Origin of the sequence: Streptomyces sp. NPDC101237, from assembly GCF_044767465.1 — a bacterium.
GTDB lineage: Bacteria > Actinomycetota > Actinomycetes > Streptomycetales > Streptomycetaceae > Streptomyces > Streptomyces gramineus.
The window spans coordinates 35,112-57,615 of record NZ_JBIWNY010000009.1 but is presented as its reverse complement, the minus strand read 5'-3'; the positions used below and the strand labels follow the sequence as shown (position 1 = coordinate 57,615).

The window sequence follows — 22,504 nt, the reverse complement described above, 5'->3', positions numbered from 1 at the left end:
CGTGACGGACTCCCCCGAGGCGGCCCTCGCGGCGCTCACCGACCCGGCGGCGCCCTACCTGATCGGCGTACGGCACCACGCGCCGTCCCTGGCGGCGGTGGTGCCCGCGCTGCTGGACGCGGCGAAGCCGGACGTCCTGCTCGTCGAGCTGCCGGCCGAACTGCAGGACTGGCTGCCGTGGCTGGCCCACGGGGACACCCGCGCCCCGGTGGCCCTCGCGGCGGCACCGGCCGACGGCGGCACCGGCCCGGCCTTCTATCCGTTCGCGGACTTCTCCCCGGAGCTGGCCGCCGTGCGGTGGGCGGCGCGCGCCGCGGTGCCGGTGGTCGCCTGTGATCTGCCGCTGGCGGACCGGGGATGGCAGGAGGGCGAACACGCGGCGCAGGGGCCGGGCCCGCTGTCGGGCGCCCTGCGTTCCCGGCTCACCGGACGTCCGGGCGAGGACCTGTGGGACCGGCTGGTCGAGGCCGCCGCGCCCGGTTCCGCGCCGGAGGCGGTGCGCCGGGCGGCACTGCTGACGGGGTGGGCGCTGCGGGAGGAGTCGGCCGTGTCGCAGGTCGACCTGCGGCGCGAGGAGTGGATGCGGTCCCGGCTGGCGGAGGCCACGAGGAACGGTGAACGCGCGGCCGTGGTGGTCGGCGCCTTCCACACACCGGCACTGGTCGGTTCGCACGGTGACCCGGGACGGCGTACGGCGGTCGCCGGCTCCCGCCCGGACGCGGCCGGTCCTCGCCCGGAGGCGGCAGCCCTTCCCCCGGACGCGGCCGCATCGCGCCCGGAAGCGGCTGCTCCCCGGCCGTCCGCGCCCGAGTGGACCACCTCGCTGATCCCGTACACCTACGCGCTCCTGGACGAGCGCTCCGGGTATCCGGCCGGCATCCGGGACCCCGAATGGCAGCACCTGGTCCTGGAGGCGGCCGGTGAACCGGCCGCATTCGAGGACGCGTTGACCGGATCGGCGGTCCGGATCTGTGCCGCGCTCCGCGAGCTGGGCCACCCCTCGGGCCCCGCCGACGCCCGGGAGATCATCCGTCTCGCGGGCGACCTCGCCGGGCTGCGGGGCCTGCCCGCCGCGGGCCGCGGCGAACTGGTCGAGGCGGTGCAGACCGTGCTCGCGCAGGGAGAGCCGTACGGGCGCGGCCGGGCCGTGGCACGGGCGATGGAGAAAGTGCTGGTGGGCGAGCGCACGGGCGCCCCGGCGCCCGGCGCCCCGCGAAGCGGGCTGGCCCCCGCCGTGGAGGCCGACCTCGCGGCACTGGGCCTGCCAGGTCCCTCGGAGCACGGCGCCACCCGCGATCTCCGGCTGGACCCCTTCCGCTCGGATCTCGACCGCCGCCGCGAACTGCTCCTGCGCAGACTGGCGTTGTGCTCGGTGCCGTACGGCGAGCGCAGGCGGGTGACCGGTACCGGCGGCGCCGACGCGCTCACGTCGCGCTGGGAGGTGCGCTGGACCCCGGCCACCGCCGCGATGCTGACGGCCGCCGGGATGCGCGGGGTCACCCTCGTCCAGGCGGCCGAGGGCCTGCTGCGCGAGCGCCGGCGCCGGGAGCGGGCGGCGGGCGGCGCCACGGCGGCGCAGGTGCTCGACGGCCTGGAGCAGGCGGCCCACTGCGGTCTGCCGAGCCTGGTGGACGAGCGGCTCGACGACACCGCCGCCGTGCTGCCGGACTCCGGCACCCTGCCCGAACTGCTCGCCGCGCTGGCCCTGCTGGACCGCCTGCGGGCCGGTCACGTCGCGGGTCTCGACGCGGACGAGGACCGTACGGCGCGGGCGGTCGCCGTGGCCGGGCTGCTGACCGCCGCCGCGGTGCGTCAGGTCGAGGGTCTCACCGGCTCCGAGGACCCGTCCGACGCGCACGCCCTGCTCGAACTCGCCCATCGGGCCGACCTGCTGGGCGGCATCCGGCTCACCGACGCGCTGGCCCGGCTGGCCACCGACGGGTCTCCGCTGATGCGGGGCGCCGCCGGAGCCGTCCGGGTCCTGCTCGGCCAGGAGGACCCGGAGGTCTTCGGGAACAGGGTCGCCTCCTGGGTGGACGGGGCCGTCGACGCGGTGTCGCGGACCGCGCTCACCGCCCGGCTGACGGGGCTGCTGACGGCCGCCGGGCGGCTGCTGGAGGCGGCGGCACCGGCGTTGGAGCCGCTGGTGGGCCGGGTGACGGAGCTGTCCGACCGGGACTTCCTCGACCGGCTGCCCGCGCTGCGCGGCGGTTTCGACACGCTGGCCCCGGCCGACCGCGGCCGGCTGTTGGCCGGTGTGGAGGAGCGCCTCGGCGCCGACCGGGTCGCCGACACCGGCGCCGTCGACCCGGCCGCGCTGGCCACCTGGACCCGCGCGGATCTCGCCGCCCGCGAGATCCTGGACGAGCTGGGTCTGCTGCCGCCGCCACGGGAGCGGGCGGTGGCCGCCGGCATCGCCGGGGTCCCGGCACCGCCGGACCACCGGCTGTCGCCGGCCGACCGCTGGCGCCTGCTGCTCGGCCGCCGCACCGACCAGCTCCCCGACCGGGCGCGCGCGCTGGCGACCGCTCTGGACGAGCTGTACGGCAGCGGTCGCGGCGAGGGCAGCCGGTCGGACCTCGGCGACGGCACCGGCGGCGGCCGGGAGGCGCCGTATCCGGGAGTGCGGGAGTGGTCGCAGGAGCTGGCGGCACTGTTCGGCCCGGGCATCCGGGAGGAAGTGCTGGCGGCGGCCGCCGCGACCGGCCGTCACGATGTGCTGGCCGAACTCGACCCCGACAGCGTGCGCCCCTCCGTGGACCTGCTGCGCTCGGTGCTGCGGCACGCGGGCGGACTGCCGGAGGCCCGGCTGGCCGCGCTGCGCCCGCTGGTGCGGCGCCTGGTCGACGCGCTGACCAAGGAGCTGGCGACCCGGCTGCGTCCCGCGCTGCACGGCGCGGTACTGCCCCGTCCCAGCAGGCGGCCTGGCGGCGGCCTGGACCTGCCCCGCACGCTGCGGGCCAACCTGGCCACCGCCCGGCGGGCCGCCGACGGCACGGTCCGGGTGACACCGGAACGCCCGGTCTTCCGGACCCGGGCCCGGCGCGCCGCCGACTGGCGGCTGGTCCTGGTCACCGACGTGTCGGGGTCCATGGAGGCGTCGACCGTGTGGGCGGCGCTCACGGCCTCGGTGCTGGCCGGTGTACCGACCCTCTCCACGCACTTCCTCGCCTTCTCCACCGAGGTCATCGACCTCACCGAGCACGTCGAGGACCCGCTGTCGCTGCTGCTGGAGGTCAGGGTCGGCGGTGGCACCCACATCGCGGCCGGGCTGCGGCACGCGCGGGAGCTGGTGACGGTGCCGTCCCGGACCCTGGTCGTCGTGGTCAGCGACTTCGAGGAGGGCTACCCGGTCGGCGGGCTGCTCGCCGAGGTCAGGGCGCTGGTCGGCGCGGGCTGCCACGTGCTCGGCTGCGCCAGCCTGGACGACGTTGGGCGTCCCCGGTACTCCACCGGAGTCGCGGGACAGCTGGTGGCCGCCGGGATGCCGGTCGCCGCCCTCAGCCCTCTCGAACTCGCCCGCTGGGTAGGGGAGAAGATCGCATGAGCCTCGAACTGCCCGCAGTGGCGCCGGCGGTCACCGCCGAACTGGTCGCGTCGCTCTCGCCCCGGCTGCGCAAACGGCTGGACGCGGGTGTCGCCAAGCTGGCCTCCCGGCCCGCGGTCCAGGAGGGCGACACCGTACGCATCACCGTCGACGACGAGGGCTCGGAGCTCGAACTCCGCGCCCCCGACGGCGTCGTGGCCACCGTGGCGGACATCCGCTGCGGCTGCCTGCTGTCCCCGGACTGCCTGCACCGCGCCGCCGCCGCATCCGCCGCCCCGGTGGCCGACCCGGCCACCGCTCCGCCACCGCCGCCCGACGCCACCACGGCCGCACCGCCGTCGGACGGAGTCACCGCGGTCCAGGTGCCCGACGGCGCCACCGCGACGCCGGGCACCGAACGGGCGGCGACGCCACGGGCGGGCGCCTCCGAGTCCGGCGGGGTACCGGACTCCGGCCGGGCCGTCCCGAAGGATCGCGCCCCCGCTGCCGAGGACTCCGCGACTCCTGCTCAACACACGGCCGCCGAGGCGGTGTTCGCCGCCGCGGCGGCCGTGCTCGACGCCGGTACGGACGGCTCGGGCGCCGTGCTCCAGGCGGAGCTGCTGCGCGCCGCGCACACCGCGCGCCTGGCGGGGCTGCCCCGGGCGGCCACCGCCGTGGTCGCCGTGGTCACCGCGCTGCGGGCGGCCCGCGCGGCCGACCCGGCCTTCCGGCTCGCCGAGTTGGTGACGGCACTGTCGGAGACCCTGTACGTGGCGCACCGCGTGCGCTCCGCGACGGGTCCGGAACTGGCCGGGCTGCGTGGCACCGTACGGCAGCCGTACACCCCGGACGGCTCGCTGCGGCTGTACGGCCTCTTCTCCGAGCCGGTGCTGACCGCGAGCGGCTACGCGGGCGCCGTCACCTGGACCGCCGACGCCGACGGGCGGCTGTACACCGTCTCGGACGTGGCCCCGGGCGGCGCGGGCCGGGCGGCCGGCGCCGCCGACCGCGCGGTACGGATCGGCGACACGGCGCTGACGCACCGCGAGTTGGCGCGCGCGGGCCTCGCCGTCTCCGGGGCGACGGTCTCGCCGACCGGGCGGCTTGGAGCGGGTGCGGGGGTACGGGCCGTGCGCGCGTCCGGTGCGGGCTGGCGGGACGAACCGCTGGAGCGGCTGTGGGCGGTGCCGGCGGCCGAGCAGGTCGCACGGATCCTGAGCGGCGGTCCCGATCTGCTGTTCCTGGAGGTGACCCCGACCGGCGTGGTGCGCGGCGCGGCGGGCGACGCCCTGCTGGCCGACTGCGACGGCCTGCCGCTGCGGCTGACGGCGGCACACGACCATCCGTCGCTGCCGCACCGCGACAACCTGCGGTTGCTGGCGGCCGTCCACGGGCGGCGGTTGCGCGTCGTCGCACGGCTGATGGCGGCCCCGGACGCCCGGGCCCAGTTGCTCGCGACCGAGCACCCGACGATCGCCGGAAGCCGGGTCGACCTGGGACTGGACCGGCTCCAGCACGCGGATCTGCCGTCACCGGCCGCGGCCGGCGTCGTACCCGCGTCGCCGGAGGCGCCGCTGCACCTGCTGCGCCGCCGGGTCGAGCAGGCGGCCTCCGGTGGCCGGCGGGTGCTGGCCTTCCCGGGGAACACCGCAGCCGACGTCCACCGGTTGCACCGGCACGGTCTGGCCACGGCCGGCGATATCCTCGACGCGCTGCTCGCGGCCGCGGCGGAACGCACGCGTGACGCCTTCGGCCGCCTGCTGCCGGCGGATCCGGGCCGGTTCGCGCGGGCCTGGCTGACCGCGGCGCGGTACGCGGACGAGGTCGACCGTGTGCTCTGCGCCGCGGCCTGGGGCGGGTGACCGGGCCGGCGACGGGCGCGGGCCGCCGCTCCCCCGTGCCGGCGGCCCGCTACGACCCGTCGCCGAGCCCGGTCCCGGTGCCCGGTTGAAGCATGCGACAGCGGACGGCCGCATGGGTATGCGTACTACTGCGTAGAGGCGAGGGCGGAGAGGAACACGTGGCACAGGGGCTGGACAGGGCCTACGAGCACCTCACCGGGCTGGCCGTGGCCGCCCTGAACGAGCGTGAGCCCGAACGGCTGTGGCCGATGCTCGCCGACGCGCTGACCGACCTGTGCGAGGGCGAGACCCTCATCTACAAGCTGGACGACTGGAACGAGGGCGCGGGCACGCTCGGCATGGCGGCGACCGCGGCCGCCGAGTGGGGCCGGCTCGGCCCCCGGGAGCTGGGGGTGCTGCGATCCGGCTATCCGTTCGCCCGGCACTACGCGGGCGGTCCCGGACGGACCCCGGTGACGGCCGGACGGCTGGCGGGCGGAGCCTGGAGGGCGAGCGAGACCGCGCGGGTCCTCGGCCGGGTGCTGGACCTGGACCAGGTGCTGGCGCTTCCGCTGCCCGGGACGGTCGCGCCGATCACCGGCTGCCTGGTCTACCGTTCCGGGGCCGATTTCACCGAGGACCAGCTGCGGACCGCCGAGCGTGCCCAGCCGCTGCTCGCCGCCGTCGAGGGGCAGCGGCACCTGCTGGAACAGTGGCGCCGGTCCGCCGCGCCGGCGGGTGAGGCGGAGGAGCGGGCGGCGGACGCGGCGCTGACGCCCCGTGAACTCACCGTCCTGTTCCTGCTGACCGACGCCTTGACGGCGGACGCGATCGGCAGGCGGCTCGGCATCTCGGCCCGCACGGTGCACAAGCACGTGGAGAACCTGTACCGCAAACTCGGCACCCGCGACCGTCTGAGCACGGTGCTGCGGGCCCAGCGCCTGGGTCTGGTGGCCGCCCCGGACCGGGCGAAAACGCGTGGACGGCGGCCGCGGCCGCCCGGCAGAGTGGCCGCCCATGACGAGCAGTGACCTGTGGAGCCGCGCCGAGGCCGAACGCTACGACACGGAGGAGACCGTGATGACCTCGGCGGCCGTGCTCGAGCCGACGGTGGACTTCCTGGCGGAACTGGCCGGGGACGGGCGGGCGTTGGAGTTCGCGATCGGGACCGGCCGGGTCGGGGTGCCGCTGCGGGCGCGCGGGGTGCCGGTGGTGGGTGTCGAGTTCTCCGAGCACATGGCGGCCGTGCTGCGCCGCAAGGTGGACGCCGAGACCCTGCCGGTGGTGATCGGGGACATGGCGACGACGACCGTGCCGGGCGCGTTCTCCCTGGTCTATCTCGTCTACAACACGATCTCGAACCTGCTCACGCAGGACGAGCAGGTCGAGTGCTTCCGCAACGCGGCCCGGCATCTGGCGCCCGGCGGACGGTTCGTGATCGAGCTGGGGGTGCCGCCGCTGCGGCTGCTGCCGCCCGGCCGGACCGCGGTGCCGTTCGACGTCTCCGAGGAGCATCTCGGCTTCGACACCTTCGACCTGGTCGGGCAGATGCTGGTCTCGCACCACCTCACCCGCGACGGCTCGGACGGCCGCTACCGGCGTGACGCCTCCCGGCACCGGTACGCGTGGCCGGCCGAGCTGGATCTGATGGCCAGGATCGCCGGGCTCGAACCGGAGCGGCGCGTCGCGGACTGGGACGGCTCGCCGTTCACGGAGGACTCGCCGAAGCACGTCTCCGTGTGGCGCCGACCGGCCTAGGTCCCCGAGCGGGATCAGGCGCCCGCCAGGAAGGACAGGCGCACCTTTCGTTCCGGGTTGTCCTTGTTCGTGTCGACCAGGCACACCGACTGCCAGGTGCCGAGCGCCAGGCGGCCCTCGATCACCGGGAGGGTGGCGTGCGGGGGCACGAAGGCCGGCAGGACGTGGTCGCGGCCGTGCCCCGGGCTGCCGTGCCGGTGCTGCCAGCGGTCGTCGGCGGGGAGCAGGGTGTGCAGGGCGGCCAGCAGGTCGTCGTCGCTGCCCGCGCCGGTCTCGAGGACCGCGATCCCGGCCGTCGCGTGCGGCGTGAAGATGTTCAGCAGGCCGTCGCGGCCGGCCGTGGCCTCGCGCAGGAAGGCCTCGCAGTCGGCGGTCAGGTCGACGACCCGCTCCCGGGTCCCGGTGGCGACGTGCAGCACTTGTGTGGTGAAGGCATCCGACATGCCTCCATCCTCGCCCATCCGCCGGGCCCCCGGCACACGCGGCCTGGCCGGGAAGATCTCCGGCCGGCCTCCTGTTGGTAGAACCGTGAACAACGTGCGCGAGGTCGACGTGGTCGTCATAGGTGCCGGTCAGGCGGGTCTGTCCAGCGCCTATCATCTGCGCCGCACCGGTTTCGAGCCCGGCCGTGACGCCGTGGTCCTGGACCACTCCCCCGCGCCGGGCGGCGCGTGGCAGTTCCGGTGGCCGTCGCTGACGTACGGCAAGGTGCACGGGATGCACGCGCTGCCGGGCATGGAGCTGACCGGGGCCGATCCGGCACGGCCGTCCGCCGAGGTGATCGGTGAGTACTTCGCCGCCTACGAGCACACCTTCGACCTGCGGGTTCGGCGCCCCGTGGACGTCCGCGCGGTGCGCGAGGGAGCGGGCGGACGGCTGCTCGTGGAGACGGACGCCGGGGACTGGTCGGCGCGGGCTCTGATCAACGCCACCGGCACCTGGGACCGGCCGTTCTGGCCGCGCTACCCGGGCCAGGAGACCTTCCGCGGGCGCCAGTTGCACACCGCCCGGTACGCCGGGCCCGAGGAGTTCGCCGGGAAGCGGGTGGTGGTGGTCGGCGGCGGCGCGTCCGGCACCCAGCACCTGCTGGAACTCGCCCCGTACGCGGCGGCCACCACCTGGGTCACCAGGCGTCCGCCGGTCTTCCGCGAGGGTCCCTTCGACGAGGGCGCGGGCCGGGCCGCGGTGGCGCTGGTGGAGGAGCGGGTCCGGCAGGGGCTGCCGCCGCGGAGCGTGGTCTCCGTGACCGGGCTGCCGCTCAACGACGCCGTACGGCAGGGTCTGAAGGACGGCGTGCTGGACCGGCAGCCGATGTTCGACCGTCTCACTTCGACCGGAGTGGACTGGGACGACGGCCGCCATGTCGACGCCGACGTCATCCTGTGGGCGACCGGTTTCCGTGCCGCCCTGGACCATCTGGCACCGCTGCGGCTGCGCGAGCCGGGCGGCGGGATCCGCGTGGAGGGGACCCGTTCGGTCCTGGATCCGCGGGTACACCTCGTGGGCTACGGCCCCTCGGCCAGCACCGTCGGCGCCAACCGCGCGGGCCGCGAGGCCGTCCGGGACATCAGGCGGCTGCTGGCGGGCGACCCGGTCGCCGCGTGACCCGCGGGCGGCTCAGCCGGAGGGCTGCGCGGCGGGCGACGACTGCTGGGCCCTCTTCCTGCGTTCCGCGTTGAACTCGGCGACGTTGCGCTGGTGTTCGGCGTAGTCGGCGGTGAACCGCGTGTCCCCCGGCTTGACCGTCACGAAGTACAGCCAGTTGCCGGGCGTCGGGTTCATCGCGGCCCGCATGGCGTCCTCGCCGGGGCTGTCGATCGGGCTGGGCGGCAGACCCATGCGCTGGTAGGAGTTGTACGGGTTCTCGATGCGGGTGTCGGCCGTCGTGGTGTCCAGGGTGCTGCGGTCGAGGGCGTAGTTGAGGGTGGAGTCCATCTGCAGCGGCATGCCGCTCTGCAGCCGGTTGAAGACGACCCGGGCCACCTTGCCCATGTCGGCCTTGTTCGACGCCTCGGCCTGCACGATGCTGGCGATGGTCACCGCCTGGTAGACGTTCATCGCGTCGCGCTGCGCACCGGCCGCGACGGGCGCGCCGCCGAACCGCTTGTTGGCGGTGTCGACCATGTACCGCAGCACGGACTGCGGGGTCGCGTTCTTGTCCAGGGGATAGGTGGCCGGGAAGAGATAGCCCTCCGGGTTGCCCTCGGCCTCGCCCGGCAGTTTCAGGCCGGCGGTGCCGACGGACTGCCGGGTGCTGCCGGACGGGAGGGCGAGCGCCTTGTCGACCGCGTCGTAGACCTGGGTCGCGCGCCAGCCCTCCGGGATGACCAGGGCGGTGGCCCGGCCGCTCGCGCCGTGGGTGAGAAGGAGCAGCGGCACCGTCACCGCGGCGCCCGCCACGACGACGCCGGCCACGCCGAGCAGGATCCTGCCCCGGCGCGTCAGCCGGATCGGCTTCCGCCCGGCCGCCCCGGACCGCACCGTGTTCGTTCGGGCCGCGCCCCCTCGGGCCGCCTTCCGCCGCGGAGTGTTCATCTGCATGCAGGAACGTTAGCCCGCACAAGCCCGCAAACCCGACATATCGTCAGGTTGTCGGCCTCAGATTGTCGGCGGAGTGACCTTCTGACGCTCCCGGTCGCCCCGTCGGCGCCCCGGCCGTCTCGGCGTCTCCCACGCGGCCGTACCGTCGGCCTCTGCGGGATCGGCCGCCGCGTCCGCCGTCTGCGTCGCCGCCCGGGCGTCCCGGCGCACCAGCGCCGCGTACCGCCCGTCGCGCTCCAGCAGTTCCTCGTGCGTGCCCCGCTCGGCCACCCGGCCGGAGTCGAGGACGACGATCTGGTCCGCGCTCCGGATCGTGGACAGCCGGTGGGCGATGGTGACGGTCGTCCGGTCGGCCGACAGGGCGTCGATGGCTTCCTGGACGGCGCGCTCGGTACGGGTGTCCAGGGCGCTGGTCGCCTCGTCGAGGATGAGGACCGGCGGGTCGCGCAGGATGGTGCGCGCGATGGCCAGCCGCTGCTTCTCACCGCCGGAGAAGCGGTGGCCGCGTTCGCCGACGACGGTGTCGTAGCCGTCGGGCAGCGCGGCGATGTGGTCATGGATCTGAGCCGCGCGGGCGGCCGCGTGAAGTTCCTCGTCGGTGGCGTCCGGCTTGGCGAAGCGCAGGTTGTCGGCGACCGAGGCGTGGAAGAGGTACGTCTCCTGGGAGACGACGCCGACCGCGCGGGCCAGGGTGTCGAAGTCGAGGTCGCGGACGTCCACGCCGTCCAGGGTGACCCGGCCGCCGGTGACGTCGTAGAGCCGGGGCACCAGGTAGCCGAGCGTGGACTTGCCGGCGCCGGTCGGACCGACCACCGCCAGGCTGCCGCCGGCCGGCACGGTGACGTCGATGCCGTCGAGGACGGGCCCGCCCTGGTCGTCGTAGCGGAACTCGACCTTCTCGAACCGCACCTCGCCCTTCACCCGGTCGAGGTGGACCGGTTCGTCCCGCTCCGTGATGTCGATGGGCAGGTCGAGGTATTCGAAGATGCGCTGGAAGAGGGCGAGCGAGGTCTGGATCTGGACGCCGGTGGCCAGCAGGCTCACGGCGGGCCGGAACAGGCCCTGCTGGAGCGAGACGAAGGCGACGATGGTGCCGAGCGAGATCTGCGGGCCGCCCACGTGGAGGGCCATGCCGGCGGTCCAGTAGATGACGGCGGGCATCGCGGCCATCACGATCGTGATCACTGCCATGCGCCAGCGGCCCGCCATGTTCGAGCGCACTTCCAGGTCGACGAGCTGCTCGGACTCCTCCGAGAAGGAGGCGGTGAGCGAGTCGGCGCGGCCCATGGTCCGGCCGAGCAGGATGCCGCTGACGGAGAGCGACTCGGTGACCGTGGCGGCCATCGCGGCCATCTGCTTCTGGCGCTCGGTGGTGATCTTCTTGCGTTCGTTGCCGACCCGGCGGCTGATCCACACGAAGGCCGGGAGCAGGACCATCGAGACGACGGTGAGCCGCCAGTCGAGGGCGATCATCGCGACGATCGTGGCGACCACGCTGGTCAGGTTGGAGACCAGGGAGGTGGCCGTCGAGGTGACGGTGGCCTGCATGCCGCCGATGTCGTTGGCTATGCGGGACTGCACCTCGCCGGTGCGGGTGCGGGTGAAGAAGGCCAGCGACATGCGCTGGAGCCGGCCGTAGACGGCGGTGCGCAGGTCGTGCATGACCCGCTGGCCGACGGTGGTGGATATCAGCGTCTGCAGGACACCGAAGACGCTGGTGAGGACGGCGCTGAGGATCATGCCCAGGGCCAGCAGGCTGAGCAGTCCGGTGCGGCCCTGCGGGATCGCGGTGTCGAGGATCGCCTTCAGGAGGAAGGGCGTGGCGACCGAGACCAGCGAGGCGGCGCCGACCAGCAGGCCGACGATCGCGAGCCGCCCGCGGTAGGGACGGAAGAGGGCGAGGATACGGCGCACCTGGCGGGGCTGTCCGGCCGAGGTGCCGTCGGGGGTCCAGTTGATCTCGTCTCGGGGCATGGCTCCTACGGATGGGTTGGCGTGGACGGACTCACGGAGCATAGCTCACTGTTACCTATACTCACAATGAACATGGTCCTGATATTGTTCCCGTATGAGCACCCCCGACTCCGACGGCCCGCTCGCCGAGCAGCTCCTGCGCCTCACGCGCCGGGTGTGGCGCATCCAGAAACGCCATCTCGCGACGCGCGACCTGGGTGTCACCCCGGCCCAGTCTCGGCTGTTGCGCACGCTCGCGCACTACGACGCCCCCCCGCGCATGGCCGACCTCGCCGCCCGCCTGGAAGTGGTACCGCGCGCGGTGACGACGCTGGTCGACGGCCTGGAGACGAACGGCAAGGTGTGCCGGGTGGCGGACCCGACGAACCGCCGGGTGACCCGGATCGAGCTCACGGACGAGGGCCGCGAGACCCTGCGCGAGCTGCGGGCGGCGCGCAGGTCCGCGGCGCAGGAGATCCTGGCCCCGCTCTCGCCGGAGCAGCGGGAGGTGCTGGCCGGGCTGCTGGACACGCTGATCGACGGGCCCGCGCCCGTGGAGCACTGCTGAGACCCGGCGAGGCGGCTCCCCCGGCCCGGATCACCGGAGGGCGAGCCGCCTACCGCTCGACGGCCGCCGTTCAGCAGCGGCGGCGGTCCTCCGTCAGCACCCCCTGTTCGGTCGCCAGCGAACGGTCGTAGCACTCGCCGGGGCCGTACCGCCGGTAGCGCTCGCTCGACGTGCCGACCGCGTGCCGCTGGTCGCGCGGCACGTTCAGGGTGTACGTCGCGTCACCGCGGTAGGTGTCCGACAGCCGCGTCCGGCCGCCCTCCGGCGAGGTGACCGCAGCCCGGTCGCCGAGGGTGAGCGCGGTGCGCAGCCGGTCGTCGGCGCCGACGGTGGTGGCTCCGTCCATCGTGTACGTCCGCCGGGTGCGCGTGGTCCGCGGTACGCCGCCGCCCGTCCGCACGGTGACGCTCTCGTCGTCCGTCCAGACGGCGTCGAGCGCGTCGGTCGTCTCGCCGTCGTTCCAGCGGTGCGCGGAGGTGTGGGCCAGGGTGCGGCTGACGGTGGTGGTCACCCGGCCGTGCGAGGTGTCGACGTATCCGGAGACGGTCAGCCGGTGTCCCGCCTCGGTGTCGACCCGGTACTCGCCGGGACCCGGCGTGTACACCGAGGAGTTGACGGGCTCGGACGCCCGGTCGGCGAGGAGGCCGCCGGTGAGCCGGGCGCGGTGCGCGTCCTGCCGGACCAGCACGTTCACGGAGGTGCTCCAGCCGGCCTGGCCCTCGGGCACGCCGGCGACGGAGACCTCGACGCGGTGCGGGCGGCCGTCGTCGAGCAGTCCGGCGAACGGTGTCAGGTCGTACTCGATCGGCTCGACGTCGAAGGCGCGCGGCCCCGGTACGACGTACCAGAGGAACGGGTTGGACCAGCCGCCGGTCCACACGTTCGGGAACGGCGCGGCGATGCCGGCCGTACGGCCGTCCACCGCGATCCGCACCTCCCGGTAGGGACCGCGGTCCGCCTTGCAGGAGTAGGGCGCCGGGTCGGCGACCGTCAGGTACCAGAACTCCTCGCAGCCGCCGCCGGATCCGGTCGCGTACACCTCGGCGACGATGCGCTCGCTGTTGCGCGGCACGGTGAGGGTGGTGCCGCCGTCCAGGGTGAGCACCCGGTCGGGGACCGCGGACCGGGGCCGTCCCGCGTAGAACGTGAGCGTGACCCTGACGTCGATGACCCCGGTGTAGGTGTCGTCCACGACGTTGCCGATCAGCATCTCCACGTCCCGCGTGCCGCGGAAGGTGTCGCTGTACCGGGTGACGTCCTTCTCCACGTGCCAGGCGATGCCGTCCGGCGAGGGCTCGGGGGTGGAGGTGCGCAGCACCTCGACGCCGCCGACGTGCAGGGAGCCGAGCCGGTCGTACTGACGGCCCTTCACCTCGCCGTCCAGCCGCAGCACCACCTTGCTCCAGCGGTCGCCGCACCCGCGGGGCGGCGTGTAGGTGCCCCGGTACGGCGTGAAGTCGCGGAACCGGGCCTCGGCCAGCGTGACCCGGCACGTCTTGGCGCCCTTCGGCACGGACACCGGCGGTGTGGCGGTCACCGGATCGTGCCAGTCGGTGCCGAACTCCGCGGGAACGCCGACGGCCGAGGCCGCCGAGGCGCCCGTGCCGAGGAACGCGCCCGCCAGCAGAACGAGCCCGAAGAGCATGGACATGACCATCCGTCTTCTCATGGCCGGTGTTCTACGGGGAGTTGACCGCCCGCCGCAACACGGAGACCGGCCGACCGCTCCGCGATCCGCTCGTAGGCGCATCGGTGAACATATGATGCTATGAGCCGATCTGGCTGCCACAGTGCTCGCATGGAGATCACGACCGCTCGCGTCCGTCGCGTGGCCCTCGCCGTCGCCCTCGGCGGTGCCGTCGCCCTCACCTGCGACGCCGTGCTCGCCGGCCTCCCGCACCGGGGCCACGACTCCCCCGCCGCCGGCCCCTCGAACGCCGCCGCCTCCGGCCCCGCGCCGTCCCCCGGCGCCCCGGGCATCGGCGACCCGTTGATGCCGCTGGACGGCAACGGCGGCTACACCGTGCGCCGTTACACGCTCGACTTCGACTGGCGGGCACCCCGGACGCCGTTCGAGGCCGGTGCCACCATCAGCGCCACCGCCACCCAGGCCCTGTCCCGCTTCGACCTGGACTTCGCGGGGAACACCCTGCACCGGGTCACCGTCGACGGCAGCCCGGCCACCGCCGTACGCGACGGCGACGAACTGGTCGTCACACCCGCGCGGCCGATCCCGCGCGGCCACGCCTTCGCCGTCCGCGTCACCTACACCGCCGACCCCACCCAGCGCCGCCGGCGCGGCGACGCGATCCAGGAGTACGGCTGGGTGCCCACCGAGGACGGCACCCTGCTGTGCGCGCAGCCCGACGGAGCCAAGCTCGTCTTCCCGGTGGACGACCACCCGAGTCTGCGGGCACCGGTCACCTTCCGGATCACCACCCCTGCCGGGATCCGCGCGGTGGCCAACGGCCGGCTCGTCGAGCGCGCCGCCCGGCCCGGCGGCCGCGTGCGCTGGACGTACGACTCCGAGGAACCCGTCGCCGCCCAGCTGATCCAGCTGGCGATCGGGAAGTTCACGGTCCTCGACAGCAAGGGTCCCCGCGGGCTCCCGGTCCGGGACGTGGTGCCGGACGGCCTGGTCGCGGACACCGCGGCCGGCCGCGCGCTCACGGCTGACCACCTCGCCTGGCTGGAACAGCGGCTCGGGCCGTACCCGTTCCGCCGCTACGGCGTGCTGGTCGGGGACACCGACCTGCCGGTGGCGCTGGAGACGCAGTCGCTGTCCGTCGTGCCGAAGGAGGACCTGCTGGGCGACCGGGTCGACGCCGAACGCAACCTCGTGCACGAGCTGACCCACCACTGGACCGGGGACAGCGTCGCCCTCCGGCGCTGGTCCGACCTGTGGCTGAGTGAGGGTCACGCCCGGTACTACGAGCGGCTGTACTCCGACGAGCACGGCGGCGTCCGGATGGAGGACGCCATGCGGGACGCCTACGCGCAGCACGACCAGTGGCGCCACGACGACGGCGCGCCCGCCGAGCCCACCGAGCCGACGCTGTTCAAGGTCATGCGGTACGACGGCTCGGCGCTGGTGCTGTACGCCCTGCGGCAGAAGGTCGGTGACGACACGTTCGACCGGATCGAGCGCACCTGGGTGACCAGGTACCGGGGCCGCGCGGCCGGCACCAAGGACTTCGTCGCGCTCGCCTCCGAGGTCGCGGGCGAGGATCTGACGCCCTTTCTGACGCCCTGGCTGTACGGGCCGCACACCCCGCCGATGCCGGGTCACCCCGACTGGCAGGTGGATCCCGTCGAGGACTGACTCGGCACGGTCGGCGCCCCCCCCTTCGGACGCCGAGCCGCTGCCGCCGACCGGGTGGCCTCTGCGGGACCGCTGGTCCACCCGGTTGACGCTCGGCGCGCCGTGCCGCGCGGGACACGGAAACGTACGGGGGGTGGCCTAAGGGCGATCCCCCCGCCCTGATCGCGACGAGCGTGCTCGGAGACCCTCAGCAAGCGGTTGGAGACCCTCAGGTATGAGAAGAACTGTCGCCCCTCGTGTCCCCGGCACCCAGCGAACCTGTCGGCTGACGGCCTGTCTGCTCGCGACGGCCGCGCTGCTGCCACCGCTGCTGATCCTCCCGGCCTCGGGTGCCGACGAGGCCGAGGACCAGCGCCTGCAGAACGCCTTCTCGGACGCCGCGCGCGAGTTCCACGTGCCCAGCAGCGTGCTCCTGAGCGTGTCCTACATGCAGTCGCGCTGGGACTCCCATCTGGGCACCCCCAGTGTCGCGGGCGGTTACGGGCCGATGCACCTGGTGGAGACCGACGGCCGCGCCCCCTCCCCGGCCGCGGCGCCCGCGGCCCCGGACGGCCGGAAGGACACCGCCCCGGCGGGGGCCGTTCCCGCGCCGGGCGGCCACGCCGTGCAGCCGGCCGACCTGGAGCGCGCCGCACGGCTCATCAAGGTCCCGCCCGCGGAGCTGCGGACCGACGCGGTCGCCAACGTGCGCGGCGGCGCGGCCCTGCTCGCCGCCGCGCAGCGCCATCTCGGCAAGCCGCTCAGCCAGGACCCGGAGGACTGGTGGCAGGCGGTGGAACGTTTCCCCGGCACCCCCGACATCACCACCGCGGCCACCTACGCCGACGACGTCTTCACCCTGATCCGCCGTGGAGCCCACCGGACCACCGCCGAGGGCCAGGACGTGACCCTCCCCGCCAGCCCCGGAGTCCGCTCGAACCCCGGTCCGCAGCTCCCGCCCCGCCCCAAGGAGGTCGAATGCCCTGCGGACCTGGCCTGTGACTGGCTGGCCGCGCCCCACGTGCAGATCGACGAGGACGGCGACTACGGCAACCACGACCTCGCCGACCGGCCGCGGGACCAGAAGATCGAGTACATCGTCATCCACGACACCGAGGCGACGCTGCCGAACATGTTCAAGACCGTGCAGGACCCGACCGAGGCGTCCTGGCACTACTCGATCCGCTCCACCGACGGCCACGTCACCCAGCACATCCGGACCAAGGACGAGGCCTGGCACTCGGGCAGCCAGTTCGTCAACGCCCGTTCGCTAGGCGTCGAGCACGAAGGGTTCCTCGCCCACCCCGGCGCCTGGTACACGGAGCAGATGTACCGGTCATCGGCCCGCCTGGTGCGCTTCCTGGCGAAGAAGTACGGCGTCCCGCTCGACCGGCAGCACGTCTTCGGCCACGACAACGTGCCCGCCCCGACCGGCGACAGCATCCCCGAGATGCACGAGGACCCCGGTCCGTTCTGGGACTGGCGGCACTACTTCGACCTGCTGGGCGCGCCGCTGAAGGCGACGGCAGGGCCGGACAGCGACATGGTGATGATCCTTCCGGACTACGCCACCCACAAGCCGCGCTACACCGGCTGCGACGGCGCGGGCACGCGCTGCCGCCCGCACGGCTCCAGCGCCGTCCGGCTGCACACCGCGCCGGCCGACGACGCCCCGCTGATCCAGGACCCGGGCCGCAGGCCGGACGGCGAGGAGTCCACCGAGGACGTCAGCGATCTCGGTTCCCGCGTCTCCACCGGCCAGACCTTCGCCGTCGCCGGACGCAGTGGCGAGTGGACGGCCATCTGGTTCCAGGGCAACAAGGCCTGGTTCAAGAACCCCGCGGACCACCCCACGGCCGTCGGCGCGAGCGGTCGCATGGTGACGCCGAAGGCGGGCCTGGACGAGATCCCGGTGTACGGGCGCGCCCTGCCGGAGGAGGAGGCCTACCCCGAGGGAATGGAGGAGGACACCGACGCGCCGCTGCCCTACACCCTCCGGGCCGGTCAGCGGTACGTGACCCAGGCGGGCGTCAACAGTTCCTATGTCGACAGGTCGACCTTCACCGACGTGCCGCAACCCGTGGTGCTGGGCCGGGAGAAGTACTACGAGATCCAGTTCGGCCACCGGCTCGCCTACGTCCGCGCCAACGACGTGGACCTGGTGCAGGCGAGCACCGGCTCGGCCGGAGCGCCCGATCAGCGGTCCGGCCCGGCCGGCCGATGACCACGAGCACCCGCGGTCCCGCTATGCGGTCAGGTTCACCCGGTCCCCCATCACCACGACGGGATCGCGGGCCGGGTCGAGCGTGCGGAGCAGGAACCGCATGGCCTCCCGCGGGAGACCGATACAGGCCGAGGTGCCGCTGCCGTGGTCGAGGTGGAGCCAGATCTTGCCGCCCCGCGCGGCACCCCAGGGGCGGGTGGCGTCGTGCGGCGGCGCGCCCCGCAGCCGGTTGTAGTCGATGGCGATGACGTAGTCGAAGTCGTGCCGGTAGGCCGGACTCCAGTAGGACGGCGGCGCGTAGGCGGCCTGGTCGTGGGTGTAGGCGAGTCGCGTGCCCGGGTCGGGGAGCACGCCTCCCGCGTCGGTGACGGTGAACACCCCGACCGGGCTGCGCCCGTCACCCGCGTGGTGGTCGGTGGTCCAGCCGTCGCGCCCGTTGTGCGCTGCCCAGCTGCCCAGCGGGCGCCACCCGTCGTCCTCCAGGGCGTAGAGGACGACCGTGGCGTCGGCCGAGTCCTGTCCCTCGCCGTACACGACCAGGGCCTGGCGGGAGTCTGCGGGGATCGCCGCGCGCAGCCGCCCGCCCACGCCGGGCAGCGCGGCCGGGTCGCCCGCGGGCACGACCGGCTCCGGCCGCCCGGTCCGGCCCGCGGCGGCCGCTCCGGACACGGCGGCGGTTCCGCCGGGCTCCGCCGGTACGCCGTTCTTCGCGCCGTCGCCTTCCTGCGGACTTCCGCAACCGCCGAGGGCCACCAGCACGGCCGTGAAGGACACCACCGTCACGGCCGCCGTACGCCGAACGCTCTTGGTCTGCACCCGGCCATCCTGACATCACATACCGTCACATTTGATTATCTTCTCCCTGCATGCCGCGTGTTGGACGGCAACCCTGGCCGGAAGACGGTGGATTCCGCAGATCGTCCAGGAAAACCGTTTGATTTCGACCACGTCCCGACGCGAACCTTTCACGGCTTGTCGCCACCTTCTTCCCCTGACACGAGCCACTGGGACGTCATGCAGATTCAAGATCTTCCGTACTCCGATCCGGGCGTGCCGGACGCACGATCGGGTCCACGCTTCCTGTGGTGGCTCGGGCGGAACCAGCTGGGTGGCCAGTTCAAGGCGCTGGCCTGGGGTCTGCTGCACTTCGGGGCCGTCTCCGCGCTGCCCTTCTGCGTGGGGTTCGCCGTCCAGGCCGTCGTCGACCGCTCCGGCACCCGGCTGGCGCTGACGGGCGGTCTGCTCCTGCTGTGCGGCGCGGCGATCGCCGTCGGCGACACCTTCCTGCACCGGGCCGCCGTCACCAACTGGATCACCGCCGCCGCCCGCGTCCAGCAACTGCTCGCCCGCAAGGCCACCCGGCTCGGCTCGGCGCTGACCCGCCGGGTGGCGGCCGGCGAGGTGGTCGCCGTCTCCACCGGTGATGTCGAGAAGATCGGCTGGTTCGTCGAGGCGGTCTCCCGGTTCACCGCGGCCGCCCTGACCGTCGTCGTGGTCGGCGTGGGTCTGCTCTTCTACCAGCCCGCCCTCGGCTGGGTGGTCGCGGCCGGGCTGCCCCTGGTGGCGCTGGCCGTGCTGCCGCTGCTGCCCCGGGCGACCCGGCGCGCCGACCTCCAGCGGGCGAAGGCGGGACGGGCCACCGAGCTGGCCTCGGACACCGTGGCGGGGCTGCGGGTGCTGCGCGGCATCGGCGGCGAGGACCTCTTCCTCGACCGCTACCGGCGGGCCTCCCAGGAGGTGCGGCGGGCCGCCGTGCGCAGCGCCCGGATGTGGTCCCTGATCGCCGCGATCCAGGTGCTGGTGCCCGGCCTGCTGCTGATCGCGGTGGTCTGGCACGGCGTCCACCTCGCCCGGCAGGGCCGGGTCACCGTCGGCGAACTGGTCACCGTCTACAGCTCGGTCATGATCCTGAACTATCCGCTGCAGCACTTCACCGAGATCGCCATGGCGTACTCCTTCTCGCGGCCCTCCGCGCAGCGGGCCGCCCGGGTGCTCTCCCTGGACCGGGCCACGGACACCGGCGGCTCGCGCGCGGACGCGATGCCGCACGGCGACCTGTACGACCCGGACACCGGTCTGCTGGCCCCCGCGGGCCGGCTGACCGCCGTGGTCTGCGGCGACCCCGACGCCGCCGGCCGGCTCGCGGAACGGCTCGGCGGCCACCCCGCCGAGGCCGGCCCCTCCGTGCTGCTCGGCGGGGTCCCCCTCGACGAACTGCCGCTGCGGACCGCCCGCACCGCCGTGCTCGTCCAGGACAAGGACCCGGTGCTGCTCTCCGGTTCGCTGCGCGAGCTGCTCGACGTGCCGGCCTCCGGCGCCGTCCGGGCCGCGGACGCGCTGGCCGCCGCCCAGTGCGCGGACGTCCTGGAGGCCCTGGTCCAGGGCTCGCTCGACGTCACCGACCCGCTGGACGCCCGGATCACCGAGCGAGGCCGCTCGCTGTCCGGCGGCCAGCGCCAGCGGCTCGCGCTCGCCCGGTCACTGATCACCGATCCCGAGGTGCTCGTCCTGGACGAGCCGACCTCCGCCGTCGACTCGCACACCGAGGCACGGATCGCGGAGGGCGTCCGCGAGGTGCGATCCGGCCGCACGACGGTGCTGTTCACCTCCTCGCCGCTGCTGCTCGACCGGGCCGACCGGGTGGTCCTCGTCCACGAGGGCGAGGTCGAAGCGGTCGGAACGCACCGCGAGCTGCTGGCCACCGAGCCCCGGTACCGGGCGGTCGTCACCCGGGAGACGGCCGCCGAAGCCGCCCTCCGGAACACGAACGACGAGGACACCTCCGCTCGGGACGACGCGCTCGGGACGCACGGGCACAGGGAGACCGCGCCGCGCGGCGGCGCGCTGGAAGAGATCGAGGAAAGCGCATGATCGGCGTCCCTCCACCGGACTACGACCCGGCGGCTCCGACCACGGCAGCCACCCTGCCCGTCGGCGCCGCCGCGACCGTGCGCGCCTACGTGGCCGAGCTGTTCCGCCGGCACCGCCGGGCCTTCCTCGTCCTGGTGCTGGTCAACACGGTGGCCGTGGTCGCCTCCATGGTCGGGCCGTACCTGCTCGGCGGGCTGATCGAACGGGTGTCCGACGACGCCCGCGAACTGCATCTGGGCCTGACCATCGGTCTGTTCGTGCTCGCGCTCGCCGTCCAGGCCGTCTTCGTGCGCGAGGTGCGGCTGCGCGGTGCCGTGCTCGGCGAACGGATGCTCGCCGACCTGCGCGAGGACTTCCTCGTCCGGTCGGTCGGGCTGCCGCCGGGCGTCCTGGAGCGGGCGGGCACCGGCGATCTGCTGTCCCGGATCACCACCGACATCGACCGGCTCGCCAACGCGATGCGGGAGGCCGTGCCGCAGCTGTCGATCGGCTTCGTGTGGGTGGTGCTGCTGCTCGGCGGGCTCGTGGTCACGGCGCCGCCGCTGGCCGCCGCCGTGCTGCTCGCCCTGCCCGTCCTGGTCGTCGGCTGTCGCTGGTACTTCCGGCGGGCCCCCTCCGCCTACCGGTCCGAAGCCGCCGGATACGCGTCCGTGGCCGCCGCCCTCACCGAGTCCGTGGACGCCGGGCGCACCATCGAGGCGCACCGGCTCGGTGCCCGCCGCATCGCCCTGTCCGACCGCCGGATCAAGGAATGGACCGCCTGGGAGCGGTACACGCTGTGGCTGCGGTCGGTGCTCTTCCCGGTGACCAATGCCACCCACACCACCGTGCTCGGCTCGGTGCTGCTGATCGGAGGTGTCCTCGTCCTGCACGGCCGGCTCGACGTGGGCCAGCTGACCACGGGCGCCCTCATCGCCCAGATGCTCGTCGAACCGGTCAACCTGATCCTGCGCTGGTACGACGAGGTGCAGATCGCCCACGTGTCGCTGGCCCGGCTGGTCGGGGTGCGGGACATCGAGCCGGACCCCGGCGACGCGTCGCTGACGCCGACCGGCCGCAAGGTGCACGCCGAGGAGGTCCGCTTCGGCTACCTGCAGGGCGTCGACGTGCTGCGCCGGGTCTCCCTGGAGGTCGCGCCCGGCACCCGGCTCGCCCTGGTCGGCCCCTCGGGTGCCGGGAAGTCCACCCTGGGCCGGCTGCTCGCCGGGATCTACGCACCCCGCGACGGCCGGATCACCCTCGGCGGCGCCGAGCTGTCCCGGATGACCGCCGAACGGGTCCGCTCCCACGTCGCCCTCGTCAACCAGGAGCACCACGTCTTCGTGGGCTCCCTGCGCGACAACCTGCTGCTCGCCAAGGCAGGTGCCGAGGACGCCGAGCTGTGGGCGGCCCTCGGCGCCGTCGACGCGGACGGCTGGGCACGGGCCCTGGAGCAGGGCCTGGAGACGGAGGTGGGTTCCGGCGGCCTCACGCTGACCCCGGCGCAGGCCCAGCAGATCGCGCTGGCCCGGCTGGTGCTGGCCGACCCGCACACCCTCGTCCTGGACGAGGCGACCTCGCTCCTGGACCCGCGGGCGGCCCGCCACCTGGAGCGCTCCCTGGCCCGGGTCCTCGACGGCCGGACCGTGGTCGCCATCGCCCACCGGCTGCACACCGCGCACGACGCGGACGTCATCGCCGTGGTCGAGAGCGGCCGGATCAGCGAGCTGGGCAGCCATGACGAGCTGGTGGCGGCGGACGGCGCCTACGCGGCGCTGTGGCGGTCCTGGCACGGGTGACCTGCCGTGGCACGGGGTGCGCGCCACAGGTCGCGCCCCGTGCCGTTGCGCGGGTACGAGCAGGGGTGGAAGGCTGGAGAGCGGCACCGGTTCGGGGGCGGGCCGGGAACCGGAGGGTTCGCGGCGCGCGAGTCCCGTGC

At 74.3% G+C, this 22,504-nt stretch carries 15 protein-coding genes; 10 read left to right on the top strand and 5 right to left on the bottom strand.

Features of this window, described 5'->3' with window-relative positions:
- The first annotated feature begins 1 nt into the window (after window position 1).
- From ACIRQ9_RS16105 to ACIRQ9_RS16090, 4 genes are all read left to right on the top strand, one after another.
- The gene (locus tag ACIRQ9_RS16105; RefSeq protein WP_404172634.1) at window positions 2-3,547 is read left to right on the top strand and encodes a DUF5682 family protein; all 3,546 of its coding nucleotides are present in this window, start codon (window positions 2-4) and stop codon (window positions 3,545-3,547) included.
- A complete protein-coding gene (locus tag ACIRQ9_RS16100; RefSeq protein ID WP_404172631.1) occupies window positions 3,544-5,391 on the top strand; it encodes a hypothetical protein in 1,848 nt (615 codons plus the stop codon). The genes ACIRQ9_RS16105 and ACIRQ9_RS16100 overlap by 4 nt, the downstream gene beginning before the upstream one ends.
- A gap of 158 nt (window positions 5,392-5,549) precedes the next feature.
- A complete protein-coding gene (locus ACIRQ9_RS16095; RefSeq protein ID WP_404172629.1) occupies window positions 5,550-6,401 on the top strand; it encodes a LuxR C-terminal-related transcriptional regulator in 852 nt (283 codons plus the stop codon).
- The gene (locus tag ACIRQ9_RS16090; protein ID WP_404172626.1) at window positions 6,388-7,128 is read left to right on the top strand and encodes a class I SAM-dependent DNA methyltransferase; all 741 of its coding nucleotides are present in this window, start codon (window positions 6,388-6,390) and stop codon (window positions 7,126-7,128) included. Before ACIRQ9_RS16095 ends, ACIRQ9_RS16090 begins: the two co-directional genes overlap by 14 nt.
- A gap of 14 nt (window positions 7,129-7,142) precedes the next feature.
- Here ACIRQ9_RS16090 and ACIRQ9_RS16085 read toward each other — a convergent pair whose 3' ends face one another.
- Complete coding sequence (locus ACIRQ9_RS16085; protein ID WP_404172623.1) at window positions 7,143-7,571, bottom strand: secondary thiamine-phosphate synthase enzyme YjbQ; 429 nt, start codon at window positions 7,569-7,571, stop codon at window positions 7,143-7,145.
- Between the two features lie 85 nt (window positions 7,572-7,656).
- Between ACIRQ9_RS16085 and ACIRQ9_RS16080 the strand changes: the two genes are divergently transcribed.
- Complete coding sequence (locus ACIRQ9_RS16080) at window positions 7,657-8,733, top strand: NAD(P)-binding domain-containing protein (protein WP_404172620.1); 1,077 nt, start codon at window positions 7,657-7,659, stop codon at window positions 8,731-8,733.
- Between the two features lie 12 nt (window positions 8,734-8,745).
- On the opposite strand, the gene mltG is transcribed toward ACIRQ9_RS16080, so the two are convergent.
- Together mltG and ACIRQ9_RS16070 are read right to left on the bottom strand one after the other, a co-directional pair.
- Window positions 8,746-9,669: an endolytic transglycosylase MltG gene (gene mltG, locus ACIRQ9_RS16075; RefSeq protein WP_404172617.1), complete on the bottom strand. Its 924-nt coding sequence runs from the start codon at window positions 9,667-9,669 to the stop codon at window positions 8,746-8,748.
- 57 nt (window positions 9,670-9,726) lie between these two features.
- The gene (locus ACIRQ9_RS16070; RefSeq protein ID WP_404172614.1) at window positions 9,727-11,643 is read right to left on the bottom strand and encodes an ABC transporter ATP-binding protein; all 1,917 of its coding nucleotides are present in this window, start codon (window positions 11,641-11,643) and stop codon (window positions 9,727-9,729) included.
- 94 nt (window positions 11,644-11,737) lie between these two features.
- Here ACIRQ9_RS16070 and ACIRQ9_RS16065 point away from each other — a divergent pair, with 94 nt between their 5' ends.
- Entirely contained in the window at window positions 11,738-12,190 is a 453-nt protein-coding gene (locus tag ACIRQ9_RS16065; RefSeq protein ID WP_404172610.1) for a MarR family winged helix-turn-helix transcriptional regulator, read from the top strand.
- A gap of 70 nt (window positions 12,191-12,260) precedes the next feature.
- On the opposite strand, the gene ACIRQ9_RS16060 is transcribed toward ACIRQ9_RS16065, so the two are convergent.
- Complete coding sequence (locus tag ACIRQ9_RS16060; RefSeq protein WP_404172607.1) at window positions 12,261-13,859, bottom strand: peptide-N4-asparagine amidase; 1,599 nt, start codon at window positions 13,857-13,859, stop codon at window positions 12,261-12,263.
- Window positions 13,860-13,988: 129 nt separating this feature from the next.
- Here ACIRQ9_RS16060 and ACIRQ9_RS16055 point away from each other — a divergent pair, with 129 nt between their 5' ends.
- Both ACIRQ9_RS16055 and ACIRQ9_RS16050 read left to right on the top strand, forming a co-directional pair.
- Complete coding sequence (locus ACIRQ9_RS16055; protein ID WP_404172604.1) at window positions 13,989-15,512, top strand: M1 family aminopeptidase; 1,524 nt, start codon at window positions 13,989-13,991, stop codon at window positions 15,510-15,512.
- Between the two features lie 214 nt (window positions 15,513-15,726).
- Window positions 15,727-17,715 carry an N-acetylmuramoyl-L-alanine amidase gene (locus tag ACIRQ9_RS16050; protein WP_404172601.1) on the top strand — a complete coding sequence of 663 codons (1,989 nt, stop codon included), beginning with the start codon at window positions 15,727-15,729 and terminating at the stop codon, window positions 17,713-17,715.
- A gap of 21 nt (window positions 17,716-17,736) precedes the next feature.
- Here ACIRQ9_RS16050 and ACIRQ9_RS16045 read toward each other — a convergent pair whose 3' ends face one another.
- The gene (locus ACIRQ9_RS16045) at window positions 17,737-18,531 is read right to left on the bottom strand and encodes a L,D-transpeptidase family protein (RefSeq protein WP_404172598.1); all 795 of its coding nucleotides are present in this window, start codon (window positions 18,529-18,531) and stop codon (window positions 17,737-17,739) included.
- Window positions 18,532-18,729: 198 nt separating this feature from the next.
- Here ACIRQ9_RS16045 and ACIRQ9_RS16040 point away from each other — a divergent pair, with 198 nt between their 5' ends.
- Both ACIRQ9_RS16040 and ACIRQ9_RS16035 read left to right on the top strand, forming a co-directional pair.
- Complete coding sequence (locus tag ACIRQ9_RS16040) at window positions 18,730-20,586, top strand: ABC transporter transmembrane domain-containing protein (protein ID WP_404172595.1); 1,857 nt, start codon at window positions 18,730-18,732, stop codon at window positions 20,584-20,586.
- Window positions 20,583-22,364, top strand: coding sequence for an ABC transporter ATP-binding protein (locus ACIRQ9_RS16035; protein WP_404172592.1), 1,782 nt, complete (start codon window positions 20,583-20,585; stop codon window positions 22,362-22,364). Before ACIRQ9_RS16040 ends, ACIRQ9_RS16035 begins: the two co-directional genes overlap by 4 nt.
- Window positions 22,365-22,504: the final 140 nt, after the last annotated feature.